The sequence below is a fragment of the Sphingomonas sp. LC-1 genome (assembly GCF_025371035.1).
GTDB classification, from domain to species: domain Bacteria; phylum Pseudomonadota; class Alphaproteobacteria; order Sphingomonadales; family Sphingomonadaceae; genus Sphingomonas; species Sphingomonas sanguinis_E.
Genome location: NZ_JANZXB010000001.1, coordinates 106,955 through 133,001, shown reverse-complemented (window position 1 = coordinate 133,001; position 26,047 = coordinate 106,955). Strand labels below are relative to the sequence as shown.

26 protein-coding genes are annotated in these 26,047 nt (G+C 67.4%); 13 read left to right on the top strand and 13 right to left on the bottom strand.

From position 1 onward, the window contains the following. Window positions 1–30 precede the first annotated feature (30 nt). From NZL82_RS00585 to NZL82_RS00560, 6 genes are all read left to right on the top strand, one after another. Window positions 31–2,436, top strand: coding sequence for a response regulator (locus NZL82_RS00585; protein ID WP_261267840.1), 2,406 nt, complete (start codon window positions 31–33; stop codon window positions 2,434–2,436). Between the two features lie 56 nt (window positions 2,437–2,492). Continuing rightward, window positions 2,493–2,843 carry a response regulator gene (locus NZL82_RS00580; protein ID WP_261267839.1) on the top strand — a complete coding sequence of 117 codons (351 nt, stop codon included), beginning with the start codon at window positions 2,493–2,495 and terminating at the stop codon, window positions 2,841–2,843. Between the two features lie 151 nt (window positions 2,844–2,994). Further along, window positions 2,995–4,716 (top strand): dihydroxy-acid dehydratase, encoded by a 1,722-nt coding sequence (gene ilvD, locus NZL82_RS00575; RefSeq protein ID WP_261267838.1) that lies wholly within the window; start codon window positions 2,995–2,997, stop codon window positions 4,714–4,716. Next, on the top strand, window positions 4,703–5,086 hold the full coding sequence (locus tag NZL82_RS00570) for a hypothetical protein (RefSeq protein ID WP_261267837.1): 384 nt from the start codon (window positions 4,703–4,705) through the stop codon (window positions 5,084–5,086). Before ilvD ends, NZL82_RS00570 begins: the two co-directional genes overlap by 14 nt. Then, window positions 5,083–6,465: an NAD(P)H-hydrate dehydratase gene (locus NZL82_RS00565; protein ID WP_261267836.1), complete on the top strand. Its 1,383-nt coding sequence runs from the start codon at window positions 5,083–5,085 to the stop codon at window positions 6,463–6,465. Before NZL82_RS00570 ends, NZL82_RS00565 begins: the two co-directional genes overlap by 4 nt. A 4-nt stretch (window positions 6,466–6,469) precedes the next feature. Then, window positions 6,470–7,666, top strand: coding sequence for a class I SAM-dependent RNA methyltransferase (locus NZL82_RS00560; protein WP_261267835.1), 1,197 nt, complete (start codon window positions 6,470–6,472; stop codon window positions 7,664–7,666). On the opposite strand, the gene truA is transcribed toward NZL82_RS00560, so the two are convergent. Both truA and fmt read right to left on the bottom strand, forming a co-directional pair. Continuing rightward, window positions 7,648–8,397 (bottom strand): tRNA pseudouridine(38-40) synthase TruA, encoded by a 750-nt coding sequence (gene truA, locus NZL82_RS00555; protein ID WP_261267834.1) that lies wholly within the window; start codon window positions 8,395–8,397, stop codon window positions 7,648–7,650. The two genes, NZL82_RS00560 and truA, sit on opposite strands and share 19 nt — an antisense overlap. Next, the gene (gene fmt, locus NZL82_RS00550; RefSeq protein ID WP_261267833.1) at window positions 8,394–9,299 is read right to left on the bottom strand and encodes a methionyl-tRNA formyltransferase; all 906 of its coding nucleotides are present in this window, start codon (window positions 9,297–9,299) and stop codon (window positions 8,394–8,396) included. Before fmt ends, truA begins: the two co-directional genes overlap by 4 nt. 54 nt (window positions 9,300–9,353) lie before the next feature. Between fmt and recR the strand changes: the two genes are divergently transcribed. The 3 genes from recR (at window position 9,354) to rmuC (ending at window position 12,088) form a co-directional block, all read left to right on the top strand. Continuing rightward, on the top strand, window positions 9,354–9,950 hold the full coding sequence (recR, locus tag NZL82_RS00545; RefSeq protein ID WP_261267832.1) for a recombination mediator RecR: 597 nt from the start codon (window positions 9,354–9,356) through the stop codon (window positions 9,948–9,950). A 45-nt stretch (window positions 9,951–9,995) separates the two neighbouring features. Next, window positions 9,996–10,517, top strand: coding sequence for a peptide deformylase (def, locus tag NZL82_RS00540; RefSeq protein WP_261267831.1), 522 nt, complete (start codon window positions 9,996–9,998; stop codon window positions 10,515–10,517). 101 nt (window positions 10,518–10,618) lie between these two features. Further along, on the top strand, window positions 10,619–12,088 hold the full coding sequence (gene rmuC / locus NZL82_RS00535; protein WP_261267830.1) for a DNA recombination protein RmuC: 1,470 nt from the start codon (window positions 10,619–10,621) through the stop codon (window positions 12,086–12,088). 178 nt (window positions 12,089–12,266) lie between these two features. On the opposite strand, the gene NZL82_RS00530 is transcribed toward rmuC, so the two are convergent. From NZL82_RS00530 to NZL82_RS00500, 7 genes are read right to left on the bottom strand one after another with little or no spacing between them, the layout of a single operon-like run. Next, window positions 12,267–13,079, bottom strand: coding sequence for an RNA methyltransferase (locus tag NZL82_RS00530; protein ID WP_261267829.1), 813 nt, complete (start codon window positions 13,077–13,079; stop codon window positions 12,267–12,269). Between the two features lies 1 nt (window position 13,080). Continuing rightward, window positions 13,081–13,353 carry an HPr family phosphocarrier protein gene (locus NZL82_RS00525; RefSeq protein ID WP_261267828.1) on the bottom strand — a complete coding sequence of 91 codons (273 nt, stop codon included), beginning with the start codon at window positions 13,351–13,353 and terminating at the stop codon, window positions 13,081–13,083. Next, a complete protein-coding gene (locus NZL82_RS00520; protein WP_042482384.1) occupies window positions 13,350–13,757 on the bottom strand; it encodes a PTS sugar transporter subunit IIA in 408 nt (135 codons plus the stop codon). The genes NZL82_RS00525 and NZL82_RS00520 overlap by 4 nt, the downstream gene beginning before the upstream one ends. Window positions 13,758–13,775: 18 nt before the next feature. Next, the gene (rapZ, locus tag NZL82_RS00515) at window positions 13,776–14,687 is read right to left on the bottom strand and encodes an RNase adapter RapZ (protein WP_261267827.1); all 912 of its coding nucleotides are present in this window, start codon (window positions 14,685–14,687) and stop codon (window positions 13,776–13,778) included. After that, the gene (locus NZL82_RS00510) at window positions 14,687–15,139 is read right to left on the bottom strand and encodes an HPr kinase/phosphorylase (RefSeq protein WP_261267826.1); all 453 of its coding nucleotides are present in this window, start codon (window positions 15,137–15,139) and stop codon (window positions 14,687–14,689) included. The genes rapZ and NZL82_RS00510 overlap by 1 nt, the downstream gene beginning before the upstream one ends. Beyond that, window positions 15,139–16,704: a sensor histidine kinase gene (locus NZL82_RS00505; protein ID WP_261267825.1), complete on the bottom strand. Its 1,566-nt coding sequence runs from the start codon at window positions 16,702–16,704 to the stop codon at window positions 15,139–15,141. Before NZL82_RS00505 ends, NZL82_RS00510 begins: the two co-directional genes overlap by 1 nt. Further along, a complete protein-coding gene (locus NZL82_RS00500) occupies window positions 16,673–17,380 on the bottom strand; it encodes a response regulator transcription factor (protein WP_261267824.1) in 708 nt (235 codons plus the stop codon). The genes NZL82_RS00505 and NZL82_RS00500 overlap by 32 nt, the downstream gene beginning before the upstream one ends. 213 nt (window positions 17,381–17,593) lie before the next feature. On the opposite strand from NZL82_RS00500, the gene NZL82_RS00495 reads away from it, so the two are divergent. Further along, complete coding sequence (locus NZL82_RS00495; RefSeq protein ID WP_261267823.1) at window positions 17,594–19,201, top strand: phosphoenolpyruvate carboxykinase; 1,608 nt, start codon at window positions 17,594–17,596, stop codon at window positions 19,199–19,201. A gap of 139 nt (window positions 19,202–19,340) precedes the next feature. Here the strand turns inward: NZL82_RS00495 and NZL82_RS00490 are convergent, their stop codons facing one another. Beyond that, window positions 19,341–19,790 carry an NfeD family protein gene (locus tag NZL82_RS00490; RefSeq protein ID WP_261267822.1) on the bottom strand — a complete coding sequence of 150 codons (450 nt, stop codon included), beginning with the start codon at window positions 19,788–19,790 and terminating at the stop codon, window positions 19,341–19,343. Continuing rightward, window positions 19,787–20,761, bottom strand: coding sequence for an SPFH domain-containing protein (locus tag NZL82_RS00485; RefSeq protein ID WP_261267821.1), 975 nt, complete (start codon window positions 20,759–20,761; stop codon window positions 19,787–19,789). The genes NZL82_RS00490 and NZL82_RS00485 overlap by 4 nt, the downstream gene beginning before the upstream one ends. A 125-nt stretch (window positions 20,762–20,886) precedes the next feature. Between NZL82_RS00485 and guaB the strand changes: the two genes are divergently transcribed. The 3 genes from guaB to NZL82_RS00470 are packed head-to-tail and all read left to right on the top strand — an operon-like array spanning window position 20,887 to window position 24,086. After that, on the top strand, window positions 20,887–22,344 hold the full coding sequence (gene guaB, locus NZL82_RS00480; protein WP_261267820.1) for an IMP dehydrogenase: 1,458 nt from the start codon (window positions 20,887–20,889) through the stop codon (window positions 22,342–22,344). 18 nt (window positions 22,345–22,362) lie between these two features. Then, complete coding sequence (locus NZL82_RS00475; protein ID WP_261267819.1) at window positions 22,363–23,550, top strand: RsmB/NOP family class I SAM-dependent RNA methyltransferase; 1,188 nt, start codon at window positions 22,363–22,365, stop codon at window positions 23,548–23,550. A gap of 32 nt (window positions 23,551–23,582) precedes the next feature. Further along, window positions 23,583–24,086, top strand: a complete 504-nt coding sequence (locus NZL82_RS00470) for a tetratricopeptide repeat protein (protein ID WP_261267818.1) — start codon at window positions 23,583–23,585, stop codon at window positions 24,084–24,086. A gap of 127 nt (window positions 24,087–24,213) precedes the next feature. Here the strand turns inward: NZL82_RS00470 and rsmA are convergent, their stop codons facing one another. Next, the gene (gene rsmA / locus NZL82_RS00465) at window positions 24,214–25,038 is read right to left on the bottom strand and encodes a 16S rRNA (adenine(1518)-N(6)/adenine(1519)-N(6))-dimethyltransferase RsmA (protein ID WP_261267817.1); all 825 of its coding nucleotides are present in this window, start codon (window positions 25,036–25,038) and stop codon (window positions 24,214–24,216) included. A gap of 1 nt (window position 25,039) precedes the next feature. Next, entirely contained in the window at window positions 25,040–26,035 is a 996-nt protein-coding gene (pdxA, locus tag NZL82_RS00460) for a 4-hydroxythreonine-4-phosphate dehydrogenase PdxA (protein ID WP_261267816.1), read from the bottom strand. Between the last annotated feature and the right edge of the window lie 12 nt (window positions 26,036–26,047).

The following is a 26,047-nucleotide window of genomic DNA, read 5'->3' as shown; positions in this document are numbered from 1 at the left end:
GTGCCGGGTCGCCGGATGAAGAGTTTCTTCATGGCGATTGCGTCTCCCGAAAGATTTACCCCCGTCCGCATCGCGGGCTTCGTATCGCTCCTCAGCGGGGCGGGGGCGGCGGCGCTGCTGTTCCTGGCGATCGGCAACTGGATCGTCGCGGCGGGTTTTCTAGGGGTCGCGTTGCTCGCCTTCGGGTTGATCGTCGTCTGGCGCGTGCTGGCCCCGCAGGTCGAGCAGACGCGGCGAAGCGTTGATTGGGATTTCGCGCGCGTCGTCGCCGATGCCAGCCATGATGCGATCGCGGTGACCGACCGGGCGGGGCGACTGGTTTGCGCCAACGACGCCTATGCCTCGCTTTTCCCCATGATGCCGACCCCGCCGGGCGTGCCGCTCGACCAGCCATCGGTTGAGGCGCTGGCGCAGGCTGGGCGGACGGCATGGCGCGACGGGCTAGGCCGCGCGGACCGGATCGCGGTGATGGGCACCGAATTGTCGGTGCTGGTGACGCGCGCGGGGGACGAGGCCGATCTGCTCGTCTGGCGGTTCGCGGTGGCGCAGGAACAGGATCTGGCCGAATCGGTCGAGCGGCTGATCGGTGGCATCCAGGGCGACCGATTGGGGGCGGCGGGGATCATGGCGGCGTTGATCGCCCCCGATGGTCGCGTCCGCGCCGCCAATCGCGTGCTGTGCGCCCGGGCGATGGGCGGTGAGATGCTGTCGATCGTCGGCCGGGACTTCGCGACGTTCCTGATGCACGATCCCGCCGGTCAGGTCCGCTTCGCTGCCGAGGCGGGCAAGGGCGATGGCCGGCCCTTGCGCATCCTGCAAATTCCGTTTGTCGAGGGCGAGGCCGCACCGATGCTAGTCGTGCTGCTCGACGAGGACGAGCGGCTCGTCGCGCCCGCGGGGGCGAGCGCGGGCAGCCATGTGCGTGGCCTCGTCTCGCTGATGCCATTCGGTATCGCGCTGGTCGACCGCGACGGTCGCTTCCTCCAGATGAATTCCGCATTTATGCGCGCGGCCGGGGTGAAGGGGACGACCCCGCCTCTCTATCCGGGCGATCTGGTGGTGCGCGAGGACAAGGCGGCGGTGGCCGATGCGATCCGACGCTTTGCCGGGGGCGCGACCCACTCCGCCGATATGGCCGTCCGCCTGAAGGATCATCCGGAAGAGCCCGTCGCGCTGACCATCGCCGGTGCGCGCGGGCTGGGCGATGCGGCGGTGCTGCTCAGCCTCAAGGACAATTCGGAGGAAAGCCGCCTGAAGCGCGAAGTGGCGCAGGCGACCAAGATGCAGGCGGTCGGCCAGTTGGCGGGCGGCGTCGCGCACGACTTCAACAATATCCTGACCGCGATCATCGGGCATTGCGACCTGATGCTGATGCGTCATTCGCCCGGTGACAGCGACTATGACGATATTCAGCAGATCCGCACCAATTCCAACCGCGCGGCCAGCCTGACGCGGCAGTTGCTCGCCTTTTCGCGTCAGCAGACCCTGCGGCCCCAGATCCTGCAATTGCCCGATGTCGTGTCGGAAGTGTCGAACCTGCTCAAGCGCCTGCTGGGCGAACGGGTGCGGCTGGATGTCAGCCATGGTCGCAACCTGGGCCCGGTCCGCGCCGATCCGGGGCAGTTGGAGCAGGTCGTCGTCAATCTGGCGGTCAATGCGCGCGACGCGATCCTGGAGAATGAACCGGCGGGCGGCGGCATCCTGACAATTCAGACTCGGGCGGTGTCGATGGCCGACGTCCGCGCGATGGGCAACGACATCCTCCCTGCGGCCGATTACACCGCACTGACGATCAGCGACAACGGGACGGGCATCCCCCCCGAAATCCTGCCCAAGATATTCGAGCCCTTTTTCACCACGAAGGAGCTGGGCAAGGGGACCGGGCTGGGCCTGTCGACCGTGTACGGCATCATCAAACAGTCGGGGGGCTATATCTTCGCCGATTCGCCGTCGGGCGGGGGAGCCAAATTCTCAATCTATCTGCCGGTCCATGCCGCGCCCGCCATGCCGACGGCCAAGTCCAGCCCCGAAAAGCCAGCCGCTCGCGCGGCCACGCCATGGGGATCGGGCACCATCCTGCTGGTCGAGGATGAGGACATGGTCCGTGCGGTCGCGGAGCGCGCTTTGTCGCGACAGGGCTATACGGTGATCGCGGCCGAGAATGGCGAGGCCGCGTTGGAGCTGCTGGACAAGCATGGCAAGCCAGACCTGCTGATCTCCGACGTCGTCATGCCGACCATGGACGGCCCGACGATGGTCGGCATCGTCCGCAAACGCTATCCCGACCTCGCAGTGTTGTTCATGTCGGGCTATGCCGAGGAACAGCTGCGCAAGTCGCTCACGCTGCCCAATGTCGGTTTCCTGCCCAAGCCCTTCTCCGTGCAGGATCTGGCCGAAGCGACCCAGGCGGCTCTGTCGCGCGGTCCTGTGGCTTAACGCCGGTTCGTAACAAGCGGCTGGCGGACGGCGCAAACCATGGTATGGCGGTGCCGATGACAGAGCCCGTGCAAATCCTCATTGTCGAGGACGAACCCCTGATCGCCATGATGCTCGAGGATTTCCTGGACGTCCTCGACAAACAGGTCGCGGGCACCGTCGACAGCGTCGATGACGCGCTGGCGCGGGTGGCACAGGGCGGTATCGACGCCGCCATTCTTGACGTCAACCTGCGCGGCGGCCAGAAGAGCACCCCTGTCGCCGAAGCGTTGGCCGAGCGCGGCGTTCCCTTCGTCTTCGCCACCGGCGGGTCGGACGATTCGGTGGACGAGCGGTTCCGCGACCGTCCGCGCCTGCAAAAGCCGTTCACCATGGACGGTGTGGCCAAGGCGCTCGGCTCGCTCTGACCTTTCTATTCCTCCCCATCTCCCATGGGGAGGGGAGCGCCGCGAAGCAGCGGTGAAGGGAGCGGATCGCCTCCCGCTTCATAGGCGCGCAATGCCCGCATTGCGAAATTTGCTTGCGTCAAAGCCCCCTCTGGCGACATAGGCCTGCGCCATGACACGCCAATTCGATAAGTCCCGCCTGCCGTCTCGCCACGTTTCCGTCGGCCCAGAACGCGCTCCGCATCGCAGCTATTATTACGCGATGGGTATCCAGGAAGAGGATATCGCCAAGCCGTTCGTCGCGCTGGCGAGTGCGGGGAACAACTCAGCCCCGTGCAACACGACGCTCGATGCGCAGGCGGACGCCGCGCAGGGCGGGGTGATCCGTGGCGGCGGAATGCCGCGCCGGTTCAACACCATCACCGTCACCGACGGCATCGCGATGGGCCATCAGGGTATGAAGTCCTCGCTAGTCAGCCGCGAGGTGATCGCCGATTCGGTCGAACTTTCGGTGCGTGGCCATTGCTATGACGCGCTGGTCGGCTTTGCGGGGTGCGACAAGTCGTTGCCCGGCATGATGATGGCGATGCTGCGCCTGAACGTGCCGTCGATCTTCGTCTATGGCGGCTCGATCCTGCCCGGTCGGCACCATGACCGCGACGTGACCGTGGTCGATGTGTTCGAGGCGGTGGGCCAGCATGCGGCGGGCAATTGCCCGCTCCATGACCTGATCGCGCTGGAAAAGGTCGCCTGCCCCGGCCACGGTGCGTGCGGCGGCCAGTTCACCGCCAACACCATGGCGTGCGTGGGCGAAGCCATCGGCCTGTCGCTGCCCAACAGCAACATGATGCCCGCCCCCTTCCTCGACCGTCACGGCATTGCCGAGGCGGCGGGCGAGCAGGTGATGGAGCTGGTCGCGCGCAACCTGCGCCCGCGTGACATCTGCACCCGCGAGGCGTTCGAAAATGCCGCGCGCGTCGTCGCCGCGACCGGCGGTTCGACCAATGCCGGGCTTCACCTGCCTGCGATGGCGAACGAAGCGGGCATCGACTTCGATCTGTTCGACGTGGCCGAAATCTTCAAGACCACGCCCTATATCGCCGACCTCAAGCCCGGCGGCCGCTATGTTGCCAAGGACATGTACGAGGCGGGCGGCGTCTATATGCTGATGAAGACGCTGCTGGCGGGCGGTTACCTGCATGGCGATTGCATCACCGTGACCGGCAAGACGCTGGCCGAGAATATCGATGAGGTCACCTGGAACCCCGATCAGAAGGTCATCTACGACGTGAAGACGCCGCTGTCGCCGACCGGCGGCGTGGTGGGCCTGCGCGGGTCGCTGGCGCCCGAAGGAGCGATCGTGAAGGTCGCGGGCATGAAGCGCCTGCAATTCGAAGGCACGGCACGGGTCTTCGATTGTGAGGAAGAGGCGTTCGCCGCGGTCGAGGCCCGCGCCATCACCGAGGGCACCGTGGTCGTCATCCGCTATGAAGGGCCCAAGGGCGGCCCCGGCATGCGCGAGATGCTGTCGACCACCGCCGCGCTCTATGGACAGGGGCTGGGTGAGAAGGTGGCGCTGATCACCGATGGCCGCTTCTCGGGCGGCACGCGCGGCTTCTGCATCGGTCATGTCGGCCCGGAAGCTGCCGATTGCGGTCCGATCGCGCTGGTCGAGAATGGCGATGTCATCCGCATCGATGCGGAGGCGGGCACCATCGACCTGGCCGTCGAGCCGTCGGTGCTGGACGAGCGTCGCGCGCGCTGGACCCCGCGGGTGAACGATTACCAGGCGGGCGTGTTGTGGCGCTATGCCCAGAATGTCGGCCCCGCGCATCAGGGCGCGGTCACCCATCCCGGCGCCAAGAGCGAGCGCCATGTCTATGCGGACATCTGATTGGCTGCCGCTGGCCGGCGCTCTCGCGCTGGCCGGCTGTTCGGGCGAACAAGGCGGGCAGGGGGCGGAGCCATCCGATGCCCCTGCCGCCGAGCAGCGGAGCCTGCCGATCGAATGTGCGCTGGGTGGGGCGCAAGCTTTCCGCCGCGACTGTACGGTAGAGCAATCGGCCGCTGGTGACGCGGTGGTTCTGACCCTGCGGCATGGCGATGGCGGTTTCCGGCGGCTACGCGTGACCCAGGACGGCCATGGCGTCGCCAGCGCGGACGGGGCGCTGCCGGCGCTGGTTTCGGTCGCTGGTGGCGATCAGATCGAGGTGCGGGTCGGCGACGACCATTATCGCCTGCCCGCAACGGTCGGTGGACGATGATCCCGATCGAGGGTCGCCCGGTCCTGACCGCTGCACAGATGCGGGCTGCGGAAGGGCAAGCCATCGCCGATGGCAGTTCGGAAGCGGAATTGATGGACCGCGCAGGGGCCGGGATCGCGCGGGCGGTGGCAAGACTGGCGGGCGGGCGCGAGCTGCTGATCCTGTGCGGACCCGGCAATAATGGCGGCGACGGCTATATCGCGGCGACCCTGTTGCGCGAGCAGGGGCTGATGGTTCGCGTCGCAGCCAGCGACGAGCCACGCGGTAACGGGGCGCGTCGTGCCAGAGCGGGCTGGGACGGTCCGGTCGAACCATTGGCCGACGCCAAACCCGCCCCCATTCTGGTCGACGCGATATTCGGCACCGGTCTTTCCCGCGAGCCCGACGCGGCGGTCGCGTCCGCGCTGTCCCGACTGACGGCGGCGGCCTGGCTGAGCATCGCGGTCGATCTGCCCAGTGGCGTGTCGAGCGATGACGGCGCGCTGTTCGGCGATGTACCGATTTTCGACGTGACGCTGGCGCTTGGGGCGGTGAAGCCTTCGCATCTGCTTCAACCTGCCGCCGCGCGGGTCGGGCAGGTCCGGTTGATCGAAATCGGGGTGCCGGTGTCCGGCAAAGTCCGCGCGATGACGCGGCCGGATCTGCCTGAGCCCGACGCGACGTCGCACAAATATAGCCGCGGGATGGTCGCCGTCGTGGCCGGAAGCATGTCGGGCGCATCGGAACTGGCGGCGGTGGCGGCGTTGCGCGCCGGGGCGGGTTATGTCCTCCATCTCGCCAGCGCGGTCGCGCCGGGCCCGGCGCAGCCCCATGCCATTGTCCGACGCGTCTTTTCGCCGGACGCATTTGCCGAGGAGCGAATCGGCGCGATCGTCGTCGGACCGGGGCTGGGGCGCGATGACCAGGCCCGCGATCGCCCGGAGGCGGCGCTGGCGAGCGGACGGCCTCTTGTCATTGATGGCGACGCGCTTCGGCTGATCGATGTCGAGCGTCTGCACCGGCATGACGGACCGAAGATTCTGACCCCACATGGCGGCGAGTTTGCGCATCTGTTCGGAGACATGAGCGGTGGCAAGCTGGCCGCGACGCTTCGCGCCGCCGAGCGCAGCGGCGCGATCGTCGTTCACAAGGGCGCGGATACGGTCGTAGCGGCCCCCGATGGCCGCGCGATCCTGTGCCCGGAGGCCAGTCCGTGGCTGTCTACTGCCGGGACCGGCGATGTGCTGGCCGGCGCAGTCGGCGCGATGCTGGCGGCAGGGCTCGATCCGCTGGCGGCGGCGGAGGCGGGGGTCTGGCTCCACGCCCAGGCCGCGCGGGCGTGTGGCAAGGCTTTCATCGCGGACGACTTGGCAGACGCGCTTTCCGCCGTCAGAGGCTGATCGCATGAGCGATACCATCATCCGCGTCGCCGCCCGAGGCGATGGCGTGACCAAGAACGGGCGACATGCCGCCTTTGCCGCGCCCGGCGATACCCTTGCGGCGGACGGCACGATCACGTCCGGCCCGCATCACCAGACGCCCCCCTGCGGCCATTTCCCACGTTGCGGCGGGTGTCAGCTTCAGCATCTGGACGACGAGAGCTATGCCGGTTTCGTCACCGACCGTATCGCCTCGGCGTTGGACGCGCAGGGGCTGATCGCGCCGCTGCGTCCCGCCCATCTGTCGCCGCCGCGCAGCCGCAGGCGTGCGACCCTCCATGCGGAGGCCAAGGGCGGCCGCGTACTGATCGGCTTTTCGGAGGAAAAGAGCCACGCGATCGTCGACATCGCCGAATGCCATATCCTCGATCCGGTGTTATTCGCGCTGGTCGCCCCGCTCCGGGTGCTGTTGCAGCGATTGGGCTTCAAGCGGCGCGGTGACGTTCATCTGGCACTGGCGGACCAGGGGGCAGACATTCTGGTCACCGGCTTCTCGCCCGAGGGGCTGGAAGCGGCGGAGACGATCATCGGTTTCTGCGAGCGGCACGGCGTCGCGCGCTTGTCGGTCGATGACGGGCTGGGCCCGGAGACCCGGTGGGAGCCGGAGCCGGTGACCATCACCCTGGGCGGGATCGGCGTCCCCCTGCCGCCCGGTGCCTTTCTACAGGCGACGCCGGACGGAGAGGCGGCCCTGGTCGCCGCCGTGCTGGAGGCGGTCGGCCAACCGCGCACCACGGCGGATCTGTTCGCAGGGCTCGGCACCTTCGCGCTCGCGTTGCCGGGGAAGGTTTATGCGGCGGAGGGCGCGCGGGATGCCATCCTGTCGCTGAAGGGCGCCGCCAATGCGCAGCGGCGGCCGGTCTTTGCAGAGCATCGCGACCTGTATCGTCGCCCGCTGACCAAGGCGGAGCTGGACCGTTTCGACGCCATCGTGCTCGACCCGCCGCGTGCGGGTGCGCGGGACCAGGCGGATGCGCTGGCCAGCGCCGATGTCGGTGCCGTCGCTTATGTTTCGTGCAATCCGGCAAGCTTTGCGCGGGATGCGCGGGCGATGGTCGATCAGGGATGGCAGCTCGAATGGGTCCAGCCGGTGGGCCAGTTCCGCTGGTCGACCCATGTCGAACTGGCGGCGCGGTTCGTGCGTCAGGCTTCGTCCGGGTAATCCGCCCGGACGAAGAACAGCCCGTCGGACGGCGCGTTCAGTCCCAGTTGCGCCCGGTCGCGCGCCGCCAGTGCCGCCGCGACATCGTCGGGCGCCCAGCGGCCCATGCCGACCAGCGCAAGGCAGCCGACCATCGACCGCACCTGATGATGGAGGAACGAACGGGCCGCCGCTCGGATAAGAAGCCGCGGCCCGTTTCGCTCGACCGATAGCAGGTCCAGCGTCCGCACCGGGCTGTCCGCCTGGCAATGCGCCGAGCGAAAGGTGGTGAAGTCATGCCGCCCAACCAGCCGGCCCGCGGCATCCGCCATGGCGGCCTCGTCCAGCGGCTGGGGAATTTGCCAGGCGAGCCCGGCTTCATGCGTCAGCGGCGCTCTGCGGTTGACGATGCGATATTCATAGGACCGTCGGATGCACGAAAAGCGCGCATGCCAGTCGTCGGGGACCTCGACGCATTCCAGCACCGCGACGGGGGCGGGGCGGGCGCGGGCGTTGATCGCCTCCATCAGTCGGAACGGCGTGATCGCCTTTTCGATATCGACATGCGCCCGCATCGCCAGCCCGTGCACGCCCGCATCGGTCCGCCCTGCCGCATGGACGGCGGTCCGCTCCCCCGTCACGGCATGGATGGCGTCCTCCAGCGCCTGCTGGACGCTGGGTCCGTGCGACTGACGCTGCCAGCCCATGAAGGGCCGCCCGTCATACTCGACCGTCAGGGCAAAGCGCGTCAAAGCCGGGTGCCCGCCGGGATCGCAAAGCCGCGCAGCAATTCCTCTGCGCTCGACACGCCACGGCCCGCGCGCTGAACGATCAGCGGGCGCAGGGCCAACGTGCCGCACGCTATGGTCAGCCGGTCGTCCAGAACTTCTCCCGGCGCACCCGATGCGTTCTCGATGTCGGCGGACAGCAGCTTGATCCGCTCCCCCTGATGCTCGAACCAGGCGCCGGGGGCGGGGTGGAAGGCGCGAACCTGTCGCTCCAGTTCGACGGCTTCCCGCGTAAAGTCCATCCGTGTCTCCGCCTTGTCGATCTTGGCGGCATAGGTGACGCCTTCGGCCGGCTGGGGCCGCACCGGATAGCGATCCGGATCGGCCAGCACACGGACCATCAGTTCGGCCCCCATCACTGCCAGTTCGTCGGTCAGTTCGCCGGTGGTCTTGCGCCCGATCGGCGTCGATCCCTCCAGCCGGACCGGGCCGGTATCCAGCCCCGCCTCCATCTGCATGATCCCGACGCCCGTCACCGCGTCCCCCGCCAGGATCGCCCGGTGGATCGGCGCGGCGCCGCGCCAACGCGGCAGCAGCGAGCCATGCACGTTCAGGCACCCCAGGCGTGGCGCGGCCAGGATCGGCGGCGGCAGGATCAGGCCATAGGCGGCCACGACCGCGACATCCGCCTCGAACCCGGCGAAGCGCGCCTGCTCCTCCGCATGGCGCAGGCTGACCGGCGTCAGGACGGGGATGTTCAGTGCCTCCGCCGCCTGTTGGACCGGCGAGGGGACGAGTTGCCGCCCGCGCCGTCCGCCGGGACGCGGCGGCTGGCTATAGCTGGCGACGATGTCGTGTCCGGCCCGTGCCAGCGCGTCCAGAACCGGGACGGCAAAGCCCGGCGTACCCATGAAGATGATCCGCATGGCGAAGGTCTCTCTTCGCTGGCGGGATGGCGCGCAAGCCCCTATCTGTTCATCATGGCATCCCCCGAGATCGAGGCGCTGACCCAGGCGCTGGCGCGTATTCCCGGCCTTGGCCCCCGGTCGGCCCGGCGCGCGGTTTTGCACCTGCTCAAGAAGCGCGAGGCGGCGTTGGCTCCCTTGCTGTCGGCGTTGAGCGCGGTGGAGGAGCGGCTGGAAACCTGCGCGGTGTGCGGCAATATCGACACGGCCAATCCATGCGCCATCTGTGTCGATCCGCGGCGGGATGCGGGTGCCTTGTGCGTGGTGGAAGAGGTCGCCGACCTCTGGGCGCTGGAGCGGTCGCGGCTGTTCCCCGGTCGCTTCCACGTTTTGGGTGGACGGCTGTCGGCGCTGGAGGGCGTGCGGCCCGAGGATCTGGCGATCGACGCGCTGGTCCGCCGGATCGAGGAAGGCGGCATCGACGAGGTCGTGCTAGCGATGAACGCCACGCTGGAGGGTCAGACCACCGCCCACTACATCGCCGAGCGGATCGAGCGCTTTCCGGTGCGTGTGACCCAGCTCGCGCATGGCCTGCCGGTCGGCGGCGAACTCGACTATCTGGACGAGGGAACGCTGGCACAGGCGCTACGGGCGCGGCGTCCCGTGGTCTGATGCGCCGTCTTGACGGTCCCCGGCCCGCACCGTAGCGAAACCGTCATGGCCATTCTTCCTATCGTCGAAGTTCCCGACCCCCGCCTGCGTCTCGTCTCCAAGCCTGTGGAGGCGGTCGATGACTCGATCCGTCAGCTCGTTACCGACATGATCGACACCATGTATGACGCGCACGGTATCGGGCTGGCGGCGATCCAGGTCGGCGTCGACAAGCGGGTGCTCGTCATCGACCTTCAGGAGGAAGAGGATGAAGAGGGCAAGCCGGTCAAGAACCCGCGCGCCTATATCAATCCGGAAATCCTGTCGGTCAGCGACGAGCTGTCGACCTATAATGAAGGCTGCCTGTCCATCCCCGAGCAATATGCCGAGGTGAAGCGGCCTGCGCGCTGTCAGGTCAAGTGGCTGGACGAGAAGGGCGACGCGCATGAGGCCGAACTCGACGGCCTGCTCGCCACCTGTATGCAACATGAGATCGACCATTTGAACGGCGTATTGTTCATCGATCATGTCAGCCGGTTGAAGCGTGACATGCTGATGCGCAAGCTGGGCAAGCTGCGCAAAGCCTGATCGCGGCCCGGATCGATCGGGCGGGGGGCGATTAACCCCTGTTCGATCCCGGTCGTTCGTTCTATGTTCCGACCTGTCCTTGGTTCTGACAGGTTTACATGATGCCCGAATTGATCGTCGTCGCGCTTCTGGCGCTCCTTGTCGGGGGACTGGCCGGCTGGCTGGCCGGACGGCGAAAGGCCGATGGGCTGGCCGCCGAGCTGGCGACGGCGAAGGCACGCGCGGCGGAGATCGATCCGCTGCGCGCCGCCCGCGATAGTGCCGAACGCGACAAGAGCGAGGCGCTCCAGGCGCTGGCCGAATTGCGCGGTCGCGCGGCCGATCTGGACGTGATCCGGGCGGCACGCGATGCGGTGGAGGCCGAGCGCAACGCGGCGTTGCGCGATCTGGCCGAGCTTCAGGCGCGGGCGCAGGAGCGCGAGGCGGCGCATGCGCTGACGCTGGAGGCGCTGGGCAAGGCGCGCGAGCAGATCAACACGCAATTCGGCGAGGCGGCGGCGCGGGCGCTGGAAGTGGCGCAGCGCCAGTTCCTCGAACGCGCCGAGGCCCGGTTCCGCCAATCGGAGGAGGCCTCTGGGCAGACGCTCAAGGCCCTGCTCGATCCCGTACACCAGCGGCTCCAGCGTTACGAGGAAGGCGTCCGCAAGGTTGAGGACGAACGCCGTGACGCGTTCGGCGAACTCAAGGGCCAGATCGAGGCGATGCGGATCGGGCAGGAGCGGGTGTCGGGCGAGGCGGCCAAGCTGGTCAATGCGCTGCGCAACGCCCCCAAGGCACGCGGGCGCTGGGGCGAGCAGCAGTTGCGCAACGTTCTGGAAAGCTGTGGGCTGTCCGAACATGCCGATTTCCAGACCGAGGTCAGCGTGGACGATGGCGAGGGCGGGCGGCTGCGCCCCGACGCGATCGTGCGCGTGCCGGGCGGCAAGGCGCTGGTCATCGATGCGAAGGTTTCGCTCAACGACTATCAGGACGCGTTCGGCGCGGTGGACGAGGTCGAGCGACTAGCCGGGCTATCGCGCCACGCCGCCGCGATGCGCGCGCACGTCAATGGCCTGGGCAACAAGAGCTATTGGAACCAGTTCGAGGATGCGCCCGACTATGTCATCATGTTCGTGCCGGGCGAGCATTTCCTGTCGGCGGCGCTGGAGCATGACCCGACGCTGTGGGATTTCGCGTTCGACAAACGCGTGCTGCTGGCAACGCCAACCAATCTGATCGCCATCGCGCGGACGGTCGCGGCCGTGTGGCGGCAGGAAAAGCTGGCGCAGGAAGCGCGGCAGATCGGGGCGCTGGGCAAGGAGCTCTATGCGCGTCTCGCCGTGATGGGCGGGCATGTGTCGAAGCTGGGCAAGAATCTCGACACCGCGATGACGGCCTACAACGCCTTTGTCGGCAGCCTGGAAAGCCAGGTACTGACCAGCGCGCGACGGTTCGAGACGCTGAACATCGACACCGGTGGCAAGAGCATTGATTCGCCGCCCATTGGCGAACAGGCGGTGCGGCCGTTGACGAAGTTGATGCCGGTGGCGGAACTCGCCGGTGCGGGCGAGGGGGAGGAAGTCTCCGGGTAAGGGGAGGCCCTGTCGGCCGGGGCGAGCGGCGGCGCATCGCCTTCGACTTCGCTCATGTTGGACGAAGGTGGGGGGCGGCTACAGCCTCAGCACCGGGCGCACTGAGCGAAGTCGAAGTGCAAGGGCATTGCTGTCCCCGCGGCAACCACCCTTACCCCACCGAACGACGCCAGGCTCGTCAGCCCGCCTTTGCGCCGCCCTGTTGCGCCAGCACCTCATAGGCCATGACTGCGGTCGCCACCGCCGCGTTCAGGCTGTCCGCCTTGCCCAGCATCGGGATTTTGACCAACGTATCGCAGGCGGCGGCATAGTCGTCCGGCATCCCCTGGGCCTCGTTACCCGTCAGAAGGAAGGTCGGAGCGGCATAGCGCGCGGCGCGATAGTCCGAATCGGTGTCGAGGCTCAGGCCGACCAACTGGCCCGGTCCCTGGCGCAGCCAGTCGAGGAAGGGCTGCCATTCGCTGCGCACGATCGGCACGGTGAACAGCGCCCCCATGCTGGCGCGAACCGCCTCGACCGAGAAGGGGTCGACGCATTCGCCGATCAGGATCAGGCCGCCCGCGCCGACCGCATCGCCGGTGCGCAGGATCGTGCCCAGATTGCCTGGATCGCGAAGCCGCTCGGCGACCAGCCATATGCCCGCCTTGGACCGATCGAGCGAATCGAGCGGAACGGCGAATTCCTCGAACACCCCTACCACCGCCTGGGGATTGTCCTTGCCCGACAGCTTGGACAGGATGTCGGGCGTCGTCTCGATCGCCTCGCCCTCCGACGCCTCGACCGCCTCGATCAATTCGCGGACCAGCGGATGGCCGGCGGAAGGCTTGGCGTAGAATAGCAGGGTGGGCAGGCGGCCCGTCTCGCGCGCTTCGGTCAGGATGCGCAGACCCTCGGCGAGGAACTGCCGATATTGTTTCCGATGGCGCTTGTCGCGCAGGTCGCGGGCCCACTTGATCAGCGGGTTGGAATAAGCGGTAATTTCGCGCGGCATGTCAGTCTTCGCCGAACTTCGCTTCCACCAGCGCGGCCAGCGCCTCGACCGTCTGGTCCGCGCCGTCGCCCTCCGCGCTGATCGTGATGGTATCGCCCATGGCGGCGCCCAGCATCATCAGCCCCATGATCGAGGTGCCCGTCACCGTGCTGCCATCCTTGCCGACGCGCACCTCGCATGGCTGTGCGGAGGCGAGGGTGACGAATTTCGCACTGGCGCGGGCGTGAAGGCCCCGGCGATTGGTGATGAGAACCGACCGCGACTGCTCCGTCATGCGGCGGCCTCGCCGAGCACTTCGGAAGCGACCGAGATATATTTGCGCCCCGCCTCGCGCGCGGCGGCGACGGCATCGACCACCTGCATCGACTTGCGCGCCGACCCCAGCCGGATCAGCATCGGCAGGTTCATCCCCGCGATCACCTCCACCCGGCCGCGCTCCATCAGCGAAATGGCAAGGTTAGAGGGCGTACCCCCGAACAGGTCGGTCAGCACGATCACGCCGCGACCCGCATCGACCGTGGCGATGGCGGCGGCGATGTCGGCCCGCCGCTCCTCCATATCGTCCTCCGGCCCGATCGCGATGGTCGCGATCCGCTCCTGAGGGCCGACCACGTGAATCATCGCGGTCACGAACTCATCGGCGAGCCGCCCGTGCGTCACCAGAACCAGACCGATCATGTCAGACACGCATATCCATCATTGCTTGGCCGGCCCGGCTTCCAGTGAGTCTTTTGGCACGGCACCCAAATCACGATGTACCACCGTGGGGGAAAAACCGCCCCGGCGCAACCGTTGCGCGATCCGTTCGGCGACATGGACGGAGCGATGTCTCCCTCCGGTACACCCGATCGCGATGGTGATATAGGATTTGCCCGACGCGATGTAACGGGGGACCAGCGTGTCCAGCAGCGTCTCGATCTGTTTCAGCGATGTCTCATAGGCCGGGTCGTGACGGATATAGTCGATCACCCCCTGATCCAGTCCGGTGCCGGGGCGCAGCTCGGCCGACCAATGGGGGTTGCGCAGGAACCGCATGTCGAACACCAGGTCGGCGTTGCGCGGCAGCCCCTTGGAAAAGCCGAAGGACATCACGGTCAGCACGGGCTCGCTCAATCCCTCGACCGCGTAATTGGCACGGATCCAACCGCCCAGATCGTTGCTGGTCATGTTGGTGGTGTCGAGCAGCCGGTCCGCCATGTCGCGTACCGGGGCCAGCAAAGCGCGTTCATGCGCAATGCCGTCATCGGCGGCACGGTCTATCGCCAGGGGGTGGCGATGCCGCGTCTCGGCATAGCGGCGCTTCAATTCCTCGCCACCGCAATTCAGGAACAACGTCTCGATCGCCAGATTGGGGCTCTCGTTGAGGCGGCGGATGCTCTGGGTGATCTGATTGGGCGCGAAGTCGCGGGTCCGTACGCCGATGCTGATCGCCAGCGGCCGGTTCTTGCCTTCCATACCGCGCGGCGGTGCTGCCTCCAGCAGCCCGTCGAGCAGGAAGAGCGGCAGATTGTCCACCACCTCCCAGCCCAGATCCTCCAGTGTCTTGAGAGTCGTGGAGGTGCCGGCGCCGGACATGCCGGTGACCAACAATATGCGTTTGCGATCCATCACAAGCGATCCTTGAGGCGCGTGACCCATAGCTCGACCTTGATCGGCGCCGAAGCAGGGAGAGGATTGAGCCTATAGAGCGGAAGTGCGACGCCTGCGATCACCGTTTCGCACCCAAAGGGCAAGCGTTCCTCTTCGATGGGCTCGGCGATCAGGTCGATCACCAGCCCGATGGTTGCGGTCGGGCGATGGGGCAGGGTAACGATCCCGACGCCGCGCACCTCAATCAGCCCCGCGATCCTGTCCGCTACGGTCGCGCGGAGCCGCCCCTCGACCGGCTCGACCCGCACATAATCGTCGCCGACCAGCATCGCGCCGCGATCGATCAGCCGAAGCGCCAGATCGGATTTCCCCGCGCCGGAGGGCCCGCGCAATAGCAGGCCGGTTTCGCCGACGATCACGCAGGAGGCATGGACCAGTTCGCCGCCGTCCCGTGGGTTAGTATCCGCCATCATGCCACCGGGGCGAGCGGCAGGCGGACGACGAAGCGCGCACCGCTCAGCCGATCCTCGCGCGACTCGACATGGATGCGGCCCTGATGCGCCTCGACGATGGTGCGGGCGATGGCCAGGCCCAGGCCAGAATGCTGGCCGAACCCCTCCGAGCTCGGGCGGATCGAATGGAAGCGGCGGAAGATCGCCTCGCGCGCCTCGTCGGGCACGCCCGGGCCTTCGTCCTCGACCCGGACGACCAGATCGTCCTGCTCGCGCGACAGGCTGATCGCCACCACGGCTTCGTCGGGGGAAAAGGACAGGGCGTTGGAGATCAGATTTTCGAACACCCGCTCCAGCCGTGCGCCTTCGCCGGCGATAAGGGCGGGCCCCGGCTCCGTCGCGTCGAAGCGCAGGCGGATGCCCCGTTCGACGCCGCGCGCCTCGCGCTGGTCGATCAGCCCGGCGAGCAGGGCGTGGAGATCGACGGGGTCGAATTTGGCGCGGCTCAACTGCGCGTCCAGGCGCGACGCGTCCGAAATATCGGTAATCAGCCGGTCGAGCCGCCGCACATCGTCGCGCACGATCGCCAGCAATTGCGCTTGCAGATCGGGGTCGTGCACCGTCTCCAGCGTGTCCACTGCGGAGCGAAGCGATGCCAGCGGGTTCTTGAGCTCGTGGGTGACATCGGCGGCAAAGGCCTCGGTCGCGTCGATCCGGGCGCGCAGGGCCAGGCTCATGTCCGACAGCGCGCGGGCGAGCATGCCCAGTTCGTCGCGACGATCGGGCAGGCGCGGCACGACGACTTCGCGTGCACGCCCCAGCCGGACGCGGACCGCCGCGCGTGCCAGACGCCGCAGGGGGCGGACGATGGTGCGAGCGAGGAAGAGCGACAGCAGGACCGAGATCAGCGAGACGAGCGCCAGCACTACGCTCAACCGGAACCGTTCGATCCGAACGGTCGCGGTGATGAAGCGGGCATTTTCGGTCGCCATGATCGCACCGCCGCTGGGCAGGGGAGCCGCGGCGGTGATGACGGGGGTGCGGTCCGGCGCGCGCCAGACTGAGGCGGAGACGTCACCCTGTCGCGCAGCGCGGACATCGGGCCATTCCGCCCCCTGGCGCCGTTCGCGATAGAGCGGCGGGCGGGCTGCGCCGACCACCGTGTCGATTCCGGCGTCGAGGAAGCGGGCGATGGATTGCCCCAGATCCTGTTTGTCGGGATCCCGCAGTACGACATTGCGGACCCCCAGCGCCCGGCTGTCACCGACCAATCGTCCCTTCGCATCGTACAGCCGGATACGGGCCCCCGTGTCGCGGGCGAGGCGATCGATCAACAGATCACGCGCCTCGCTGCGCACCGAGGTCAGCGCCTCGCCCATCAACCGGACTTCGCGGAGCGATTGCGCCACGCGATTGTCGAGCAGCCGGGTCCGGTAGGAGTCGAGATAGAAGAAGCCGCCTGCGAGCAACAGCAGGGCGAAGATGTTGATCGCCAGAATCCGCTGCGTCAGCGAAATCTGACCCGACCAGCGCAACGCCAGGTCGGGGGCTTCACTCCTCGGAGAATCGGTAGCCGGCGCCATAGAGCGTCTCGATGGCATCGAATTCGGGGTCTACTTGTCGGAACTTGCGGCGCAGGCGCTTGATATGGCTGTCGATGGTGCGGTCATCGACATAGATGTCGTCCTGATAGGCGGCATCCATCAACTGGTTGCGGGTGCGCACGATGCCGGGCCGCTGCGCCAGCGTTTCGAGGATCAGGAACTCGGTGACCGTCAGCGTCACCGGCTCGCCCTTCCACGTCACGCGGTGGCGGGCCGGGTCCATCGACAAGGCGCCGCGCGACAGCGGACCCTGCGCATCGGCGGCGGGCGTGCCTTGCGCCGTGCCGACATATTCCGAACGGCGCAGGATGGCGCGGATTCGCGCGATCAGCAGGCGCTGGGAAAAGGGCTTGGCGATATAATCGTCCGCCCCCATCGCCAGGCCCAGCGCCTCGTCCAGTTCGTCATCCTTGCTGGTCAGGAAGATGACCGGAATCTGGCTCTTCTCACGCAAGCGACGGAGCAGTTCCAATCCGTCCATGCGCGGCATCTTGATGTCGAAGATCGCCAGATCGGGCGGATTGTCGATCAACGCCTTCAGCGCAGCCTCGCCATCGGCATAGACACGGGTGACGAAACCCTCCGCCTGAAGCGCGATCGATACCGATGTCAGGATGTTGCGGTCGTCATCGACCAGCGCGATCGTCGCGGTCATGCGATGACCCTGGCCTTGAGCGTTGCGTGCGAAGGAACCGCCATGCGCATCGGTTAAGCCAAAGCGCGGCACGGCTCAACCGTCTTCACGCATCGGCGTGTTTGACGTGTTAAACAAATTCGCTATGACATGGTGAACGCATGGCTGATGGGCGTGTGATGAAAATGGTGTCCGGGCCATCGCGACCGGCATCAAGGGGAACGAGGAGGCTCTATGAACGAACGGATTCCAGAGATCGGTTTGCAGGCGCAGGGGATCGAGACCCGCGCCACGCTCCATTGGAACCTGGTCACCGCGCGGCTGATCGAGACGGCGGTCGCGCGCGGCGAGGGCAAGCTGTCCGCCGACGGTCCGCTCGTCGTCGAGACGGGCGAGCACACCGGCCGCTCGGCGCAGGACAAGTTCATGGTCCGCGACGACGAGACCCGCGACACCGTATGGTGGGGCAAGACCAACAAGCCCATGAGCCCCGACGATTTCGCCGCGCTGAAGGCCGACTTCTTCGCAGCGCTCGGCCAGAAGGAAGACCTGTTCGTTCAGGATCTCTATGGCGGGTCGCAGCCCGAGCACCGGGTCCGCGTCCGCGTGGTGACCGAACTCGCTTGGCACAATCTGTTCATCCGCACCATGCTGGTCCGCCCGGAAGAGCATGAGCTGCGCGCGTTCGTCGCCGACTATACCATCATCGACCTGCCAAGCTTCCGCGCCGATCCGGCGCGTCATGGCTGCCGTTCCTCGACCGTGATCGCGGTCAATATGACCGAGAAGCTGATCCTGATCGGCGGCACGCGCTATGCGGGCGAGATGAAGAAGTCCGTCTTCGGCCTGCTCAACTATCTGCTGCCGACGACGGGCGTGATGCCCATGCACTGTTCGGCCAATATGGGCGCGGACGGATCGACGGCGGTGTTCTTCGGCCTGTCGGGCACCGGCAAGACGACGCTGTCGGCGGATGCCAGCCGCACGCTGATCGGCGATGACGAGCATGGCTGGTCCGACACGGCGGTCTTCAATTTCGAGGGCGGCTGCTACGCCAAGATGATCCGCCTGTCGCCCGAGGCGGAGCCGGAAATCTTCGCCACGACCAAGCGGTTCGGCACCGTCCTGGAAAATGTCGTCATGGACCCGGTCACGCGTCAGCTCGACCTGAACGACAACAGCCTGGCCGAGAACAGCCGGGGCGCCTATCCGATCGACTTCATCCCCAATGCGTCCAAGGACAATATGGGGGGCGTGCCGCGCAACATCGTGATGCTGACCGCCGATGCCTACGGCATCCTGCCGCCGATCGCGAAGCTGACGCCCGAACAGGCGATGTATCATTTCCTGTCCGGTTATACCGCGCGCGTCGCGGGGACCGAGATCGGCGTGACCGAGCCCGACGCGACCTTCTCGACCTGTTTCGGTGCGCCGTTCATGCCGCGTCATCCCTCGGTCTATGGCAATCTGCTGAAGGAGCGGATCGCCAAGGGCGGCGTCGATTGCTGGCTGGTCAACACCGGCTGGACGGGCGGCAAATATGGCGCCGGCCATCGCATGCCGATCAAGGCGACCCGCGCGCTGCTCAACGCCGCGCTCGACGGCAGCCTGAACCATGTCGAGTTCCGGACCGATCCGAATTTCGGCTTCCAGGTGCCCGTGGCGGTGCCGGGTGTCGATCCGGCGATCCTGAACCCGCGCGAGACCTGGGCGGACAGCGCGGCCTATGACGCGACGGCGGCCAAGTTGGTCGATCTGTTCAACGAAAATTTCAAGCAGTTCGCCGAACATGTCGATGAGGGCGTGCGGGCGGCTGCGCCGAAAGTGACGGTCGCGGCATAATTGATGATGGCGGAGGGCGCCCGCAGTGGGCGTCCTCCCTTGGCCTTTGACCTTGGTCAGGCTGAACGGCCGTTGTTACGGACTGTCCAAAACCCCGTTCAGCCTGAGCAAAGTCGAAGGCCACGCCCCGACCCCAGCCTCAATCCGCGAGAGGCTCGACCAGCAACACGCCGCCATCGACATGCGCGACCCGCAAGCGGGTGCCGCTCTGCGCATCCGGCCCGCGCACCGGCCACTCGCCATCGCCCAGCCGTGCCCGGCCTTCGCCACCGACGATCGGCGTCGTCACGGTCACGACCTGTCCCCGCAACCGAAGCGCGGGCGCATTGAGCACCGGCGCGTCGCTCTCGACCGGAAAGTCCCGGTACCAGCGCCGCCCGATCACGACACAGACCACGCTCCACACGGCAAATTCGGCAAGCTGAAGCCCGATCGGCAGGTCGGGGATAGCCCAGGCCGTCAGTGCGGTGACACCGGCCGCGATGGCCAGGAAGATCAGGAATACCCCCGGCACCAGCAACTCGGCAATCCCGAGCGCCAGCCCCGCCGCCAACCACAGCGCGGCGGGATCGAGTTCGCCGATCGTCACGATGGCGACTGGTCGAACGGCCCCGGCTTGGTTGTGACTCGCGGGGTAGCGGCGTCGGACTTGTTAGGGGCGAGTGCTTCCTTGGCGAGTTCACCGATACCGCCCAATGTCCCGATCAACTGGGTCGCCTCGACCGGGAAGAGGATCGTCTTGGCATTGGGGCTGGTGGCGAACTTGCCGACCGCCTCGACATATTTCTGGGCGATGAAATAGTTGATCGCCTGCGTACCGCCCGACTCGATCGCCTCGGACACGACACGGGTCGCCTTGGCCTCCGCCTCCGCGGCGCGCTCACGGGCTTCGGAGTCGCGATAGGCCGACTCGCGGCGCCCTTCGGCTTCCAGGATGCGGGCCTGCTTCTGTCCCTCGGCGCGAAGGATCTCGGACGCGCGTGAGCCTTCGGCCTCCAGGATGTTGGCGCGCTTCTCGCGCTCGGCCTTCATCTGGCGCGCCATGGCGTTGACGATGTCGACCGGCGGGCGAATGTCCTTGATCTCGACGCGGGTGATCTTCACGCCCCAGGGCGTCGTGGCATGATCGACGACGTTGAGCAGCCGTGCATTGATTTCGTCGCGCTTCGACAAGGTCTCGTCCAGATCCATCGATCCCATGACGGTGCGAAGATTGGTCGTCACCAGGTTGAGCAGCGCGACATACAGGTCCGACACTTCATAGGCCGCCTTGGGCGCGTCCAGAACCTGGAAGAAGACGACCCCGTCGGTGGAGATCATCGCATTGTCCTTGGTGATGATTTCCTGCCCCGGAATATCGATCACCTGCTCCATCATGTTCACCTTGCGGCCCACGCGATAGAAGAAGGCCGGGTAGAAGTTGAAGCCCGGTATGGCGGTGCCGGTATAGCGGCCGAAATGCTCGATCGTATATTGATAGCCCTGGCGGACGATCTTGATCGACATCATCAGGTACAGCAGCACCAGCAACACGGCCAGCGCGGCGATGATCAGCCCCATGGATACACTCCCCCAACTCGATCCGGGGCCCTTCTAGCATGGCGGTGCAGCAAGGGCCTAGCGGGAACGGCTTGCTTTGGTTACATGGCCCGCCACTTGTTCCCTCCGCAGGATTTGGCAGCCTTATGGATATCCGCCTCGGCCTCACCTTCGACGACGTGCTCCTCGTGCCCCAGGAGTCCGACGTTCTGCCGAGCACCGCAGACACGCGCACGCAACTGACCCGATCGATCGCGCTCAACATCCCCGTCCTGTCGGCGGCGATGGACACCGTGACCGAGGCCGACATGGCGATCGTCATGGCGCAGCTGGGCGGCATGGGCGTGCTCCACCGCAATCTGACGGTGGAGCAGCAGGTTGCCGCCGTGCGGCAGGTCAAGCGGTTCGAAAGCGGCATGGTCGTCAACCCGATCACCATCTCGCCGACCGCGACGCTGGCCGAGGCGCAAGCGCTGATGGCGCGGCACCGGATCAGCGGCATTCCGGTGGTCGAGTTCGACGGCCGTCTGGTCGGCATCCTGACCAACCGCGACGTGCGCTTCGCCGAGAACCCGCAGCAGCCGGTGTCCGAGCTGATGACCCGCGAAGACCTGGCGACGGTCAAGGTCGGCGTCGGGCAGGACGAAGCGCGTCGCCTGCTCCACGGCCGTCGGATCGAGAAGCTGCTGGTCGTCGACGAAAGCTATCGCTGCGTCGGCCTGATCACCGTCAAGGACATCGAAAAGGCGGTCACCTATCCATCCGCCACCAAGGATGCGGCCGGTCGCCTTCGCGTCGCCGCCGCCTCGACGGTGGGCGAAAAGGGGTTCGAGCGGACCCGTGCATTGATCGAGGCGGAAGTCGATTGCGTCATCATCGACACCGCGCACGGTCATAACCGCGACGTCGCCCGTGCGGTCGAGGCGGCCAAGAAGCTGTCCGACACGGTGCAGGTGATCGCGGGTAATGTCGCGACCGCCGCCGCCACGCGCGCGCTGATCGACGCGGGCGCGGATGCGGTGAAGGTCGGCATCGGGCCGGGTTCGATCTGCACCACCCGCGTCGTCGCGGGCGTCGGCGTGCCGCAGCTGACCGCGGTGATGGACTGCGCCGAGGAAGGCTGGAAGTCGGGCGTGCCGGTGATCGCCGATGGCGGCCTGCGCACCTCGGGCGATCTGGCCAAGGCGCTGGCCGCGGGCGCTGGCGCCTGCATGGTCGGCTCGCTGCTGGCGGGTACCGAGGAAGCGCCGGGCGAGACGTTCCTGTACCAGGGCCGCGCCTATAAATCCTATCGCGGCATGGGCTCGGTCGGGGCGATGGGCCGCGGTTCGGCGGACCGCTATTTCCAGGGCGACATCAAGGACCAGATGAAGCTGGTGCCCGAGGGCATCGAGGGCCAAGTCGCCTATAAGGGCCCCGCCCGCGACGTCATCCACCAGCTGGTCGGCGGTATCAAGGCGGCGATGGGCTATACCGGTTCGGCGACGCTGAAGGACCTTCGCGAGCGGGCGCAGTTCGTCCAGATCACTGGTGCAGGGCTGAAGGAAAGTCACGTCCATGACGTGACCATCACGCGTGAGGCTCCCAATTACCCGACCCGCTGATCCTAGGGATATTCGCGCATGACGCCTGCCGCACGTACCCAGGCGGCGATCGAGTTGCTCGACGCGATCGTCGCCGCTGCGGCGAGCGGCGGGGCGGCGGCGGACACGCTGATCGCCCGCTATTTCGCGACGCGCCGCTATGCCGGGTCAAAGGATCGGCGGGCGGTGCGCGAACTGGTCTATGCCGCCATCCGCCAGGCCGGGCCGGTGCCGGTATCGGGCCGGGCCGCAATGGTGGCGGTGGCGGATAGCGATCCGACCATCGCCGCGACCTTCGACGGTCAGGGCCATGGACCGGCACCGATCACCGCCGAGGAGCCCCGTGCCCAGGGCGGGATCGCTCCTGCCTGGCTGGTCGAGGCGCTGTCGGCATCGGGGCTGGACGCGGTGCAACAGACGGCGCTGGTCGACCGCGCTCCGCTGGATGTGCGGGTCAACACGCTTGCGACCACCCGCGACGCGGTGCTGGCGCAGTGGCCGGAGGCCGCGCCCACACCCGTGTCCCCGCTGGGGCTTCGCCTCGCCAATGGGACGGCGGTCGAACAGTCCGACATCTATCGTGCCGGACTGGTCGAGGTGCAGGACGAGGGGAGCCAGATCGTCGGCGCGGCGCTGTCGGCGAAACCGGGAGAGTGGCTGGTCGATCTGTGCGCCGGTGCCGGTGGCAAGACATTGCAGATCGCAGCGGCCATGGACAATCGCGGCGCGCTGCTCGCCTGCGACATCGACCGCGCGCGCTTGCAGAAGCTGCCCCCGCGTGCCGAACGGGCAGGGGCGACGATCGTCGAAAGCCGCTTGCTCAATCCCGGGCATGAGGCGGACATGCTGTCCGACTGGACGGGTAGGGCCGATGGCGTGCTGATCGACGCGCCCTGTTCGGGCACCGGCACCTGGCGCCGGAATCCGGAGGCCCGTTGGCGGCTGACGCCCGAGCGTCTCGACCGGTTGCGCGCGATGCAGGAGCAGGTGCTGGGCGTCGGGGCCTTGCTGGTCAAACCGGGCGGGCGGATGGTCTATATCGTCTGCTCGCTGCTGGATGCGGAAGGGCGCGACCAGGTCGCGGCATTCCTGACGCGCCATCCCGGCTGGTCGACCGAGCCGATCGAGGCGGCGGTCGGAACGCCGCACGGGCCGGGCTATCGCCTCGATCCGGCGACCCATGGCACCGACGGCTTTTTTGTCGCCTGCCTCCGGGCGCCATGCTAGCATCCGGTTCAGTGCCCAGTCCGGAGTTCCTCATGCGTTTGACGTCCCTGGCCGCCGCCGCCGCCCTGGCAGTGGTTTCCGTTTCCACCTCGCTCAGCGGCCAGCGCCCCGACAGCCAGATCGATGCCCGTTCGCTGCAATTGCTCGAGCAGGGGCGCAGTCTGAAGGCCGCAGGCAATCTGGAGGGCGCGACCGACATTCTGGAGACGGCGGTGACGGTCGATCCGCGCAATCGCGCCGCCTTCGTGCTGCTGGCGGAGGTCGCGGACGCGCGTGGCCTGCCGGGCAAGGCGATCCGGTTGTATCGCGAGGCGCTGCTGCTCGACCCCAACGACCTGCGGGCGCTGCGCGGGCAGGGCGAGGCGCTGGTCCAGCGCGGTGCCGTGGCGCGCGCCAAGGACAATCTCGCCAAGATCAAGACGCTGTGCAAATCCGACTGCGCCGATGCGACCGCTCTGGCCGCGCAGATCGCCAAGGGGCCGCCCGCCCCAGTGACGACCGCGCAGCTCGACACGAAGGCACCGCCCAAGCCGTAAGGCTTGTCCTCCCCCCTGCACGTGACGGGTGCGCTGCGACGCGGGCGACGGTATCCCGCCATCGCGGGGGCGATACGCCTGCGCCTGGCCTATCGCGTGCCACCTCCCCGCGCAGGGGAGGAACATCTCAACCCAACGCGCGCGCCAGGGCAACGAACTCCGCCACCGACAGCGTCTCCGCCCGGCGGGCCGGGTCGATGCCGATCGACTCCATCGCCTCGACCGCACCCGCGACCGGCTTGAGGCTCTGGCGCAGCATCTTGCGGCGCTGGCCGAAGGCGGCGGCGGTCAGGCGTTCCAGCGTGCGGAAGCTCACGGCCTCGGGGGCGGGCTTGGGGGTGATGTGCACCACCGCCGACATGACCTTGGGCGGCGGCGTGAAGGCGGAGCGATGGACCGGCATCGCGATCCGCGATTCGCTCCGCCACTGGGTCAGCACGGCCAGACGGCCATAAGCGGACTGATCAGGCGCAGCGACGATCCGCTCCGCCACTTCCTTCTGGAACATCAGCGTGCAGGACTGCCACCAGGGCAGCCACGCGCCCGACAGCCAGCCGACAAGCAGCGGCGTGCCGACATTATAGGGCAGGTTGGAGACGATATGCGGTTTGGTCTCGAACAGCTCCGGCGCGTTGATGCGCAGGGCATCGCCCTCGATCACCTTCAACCGGCCGGGGAAAGCCTCGGCCAGTTCTGCCAGCGCGGGAATGCACCGGCGGTCGCGCTCGATCGCGGTCACCCGCCCGCCCGCCATCAGCAGGGCGCGGGTAAGGCCACCGGGGCCGGGACCGATCTCCAGCACCTCCTGATCGGTCAGGTCGCCGGGGATCGCGGCGATGCGGGCCAGCAATTGTCCGTCGAACAGAAAATTCTGTCCCAGCGACTTGGAGGCGGACAGGCCATGCTGCGCGATCACCTCGCGCAGGGGCGGCAGGGGCGTGACGGGATCCATGTCAGGCGGCGGCTTCGGCCCGGCGCTTGGCGGCATCACCCGCCATCGCGATCGCAGCAATCATCGCGCCCGGATGCGCGCGATCCTGCCCGGCGATGCCGAAGGCGGTGCCGTGATCGGGCGACGTGCGAACGATCGGCAGGCCCAGCGTGATGTTCACGCCCTCATCAAAATGCAAGGTCTTGAGCGGCACCAGCGCCTGGTCGTGATAGCAGCACAGCACCGCGTCATAGGCCTCCCGCGCACGCGGGTGGAACAGCGTGTCGGCGGCGAAGGGGCCGGTCGCGTCGATCCCCTCAGCGCGAAGCTGTGCGATCGCGGGCTCCATCAACTCAATCTCTTCGCGACCGATCGCCCCGCTCTCGCCCGCATGGGGGTTGAGCCCGGCGAACGCCAGGCGTGGGGCGGTGATGCCGAAATTACGGCACAGCCCTCGCGCGGTGGCGCGTCCCTTGGCCACGATCAAGTCGATCGAGAGCAGCCCGGAAACCGCGGCAAGCGGGACGTGGGTGGTGATCGGCACGACGCGAAGCGACGGCCCCGCCAGCATCATCACCGCATTGGCACCCGCCACGCCACAACGCTCCGCGACGAACTCGGTCTGGCCGGGATGAGTGAACCCGATGCCGTAAAGCTGGGCCTTGCTGACCGGGCCGGTCACCAGCGCGCAGGCCGCGTCCGATCGGACCAGCCCCACCGCCAGTTCCAGCGCGTGAAGGGCGCATCGCGCACCCTCAACGTCCGGCTGACCGGGATGGATCTCGCCACCATCATCGACCGACAGGATCGGCAACGCCTGGTCGAACGCGGCGACGGCGGCCGCCATGTCCGATACGCGGGCGGTCGGACCGCTCCAAACCCGTTCGATCGCGCGCGCGTCCCCCACCGCCAGGAAGGGCGGCATTCCGGCTTCGTGGCGTGCGGCCCAGGCCTTGGCGATGATCTCCGGCCCGATTCCGGCCGGGTCGCCCATCGAGATCGCGAGTGGCCGGATCATCGCCCTATCCTC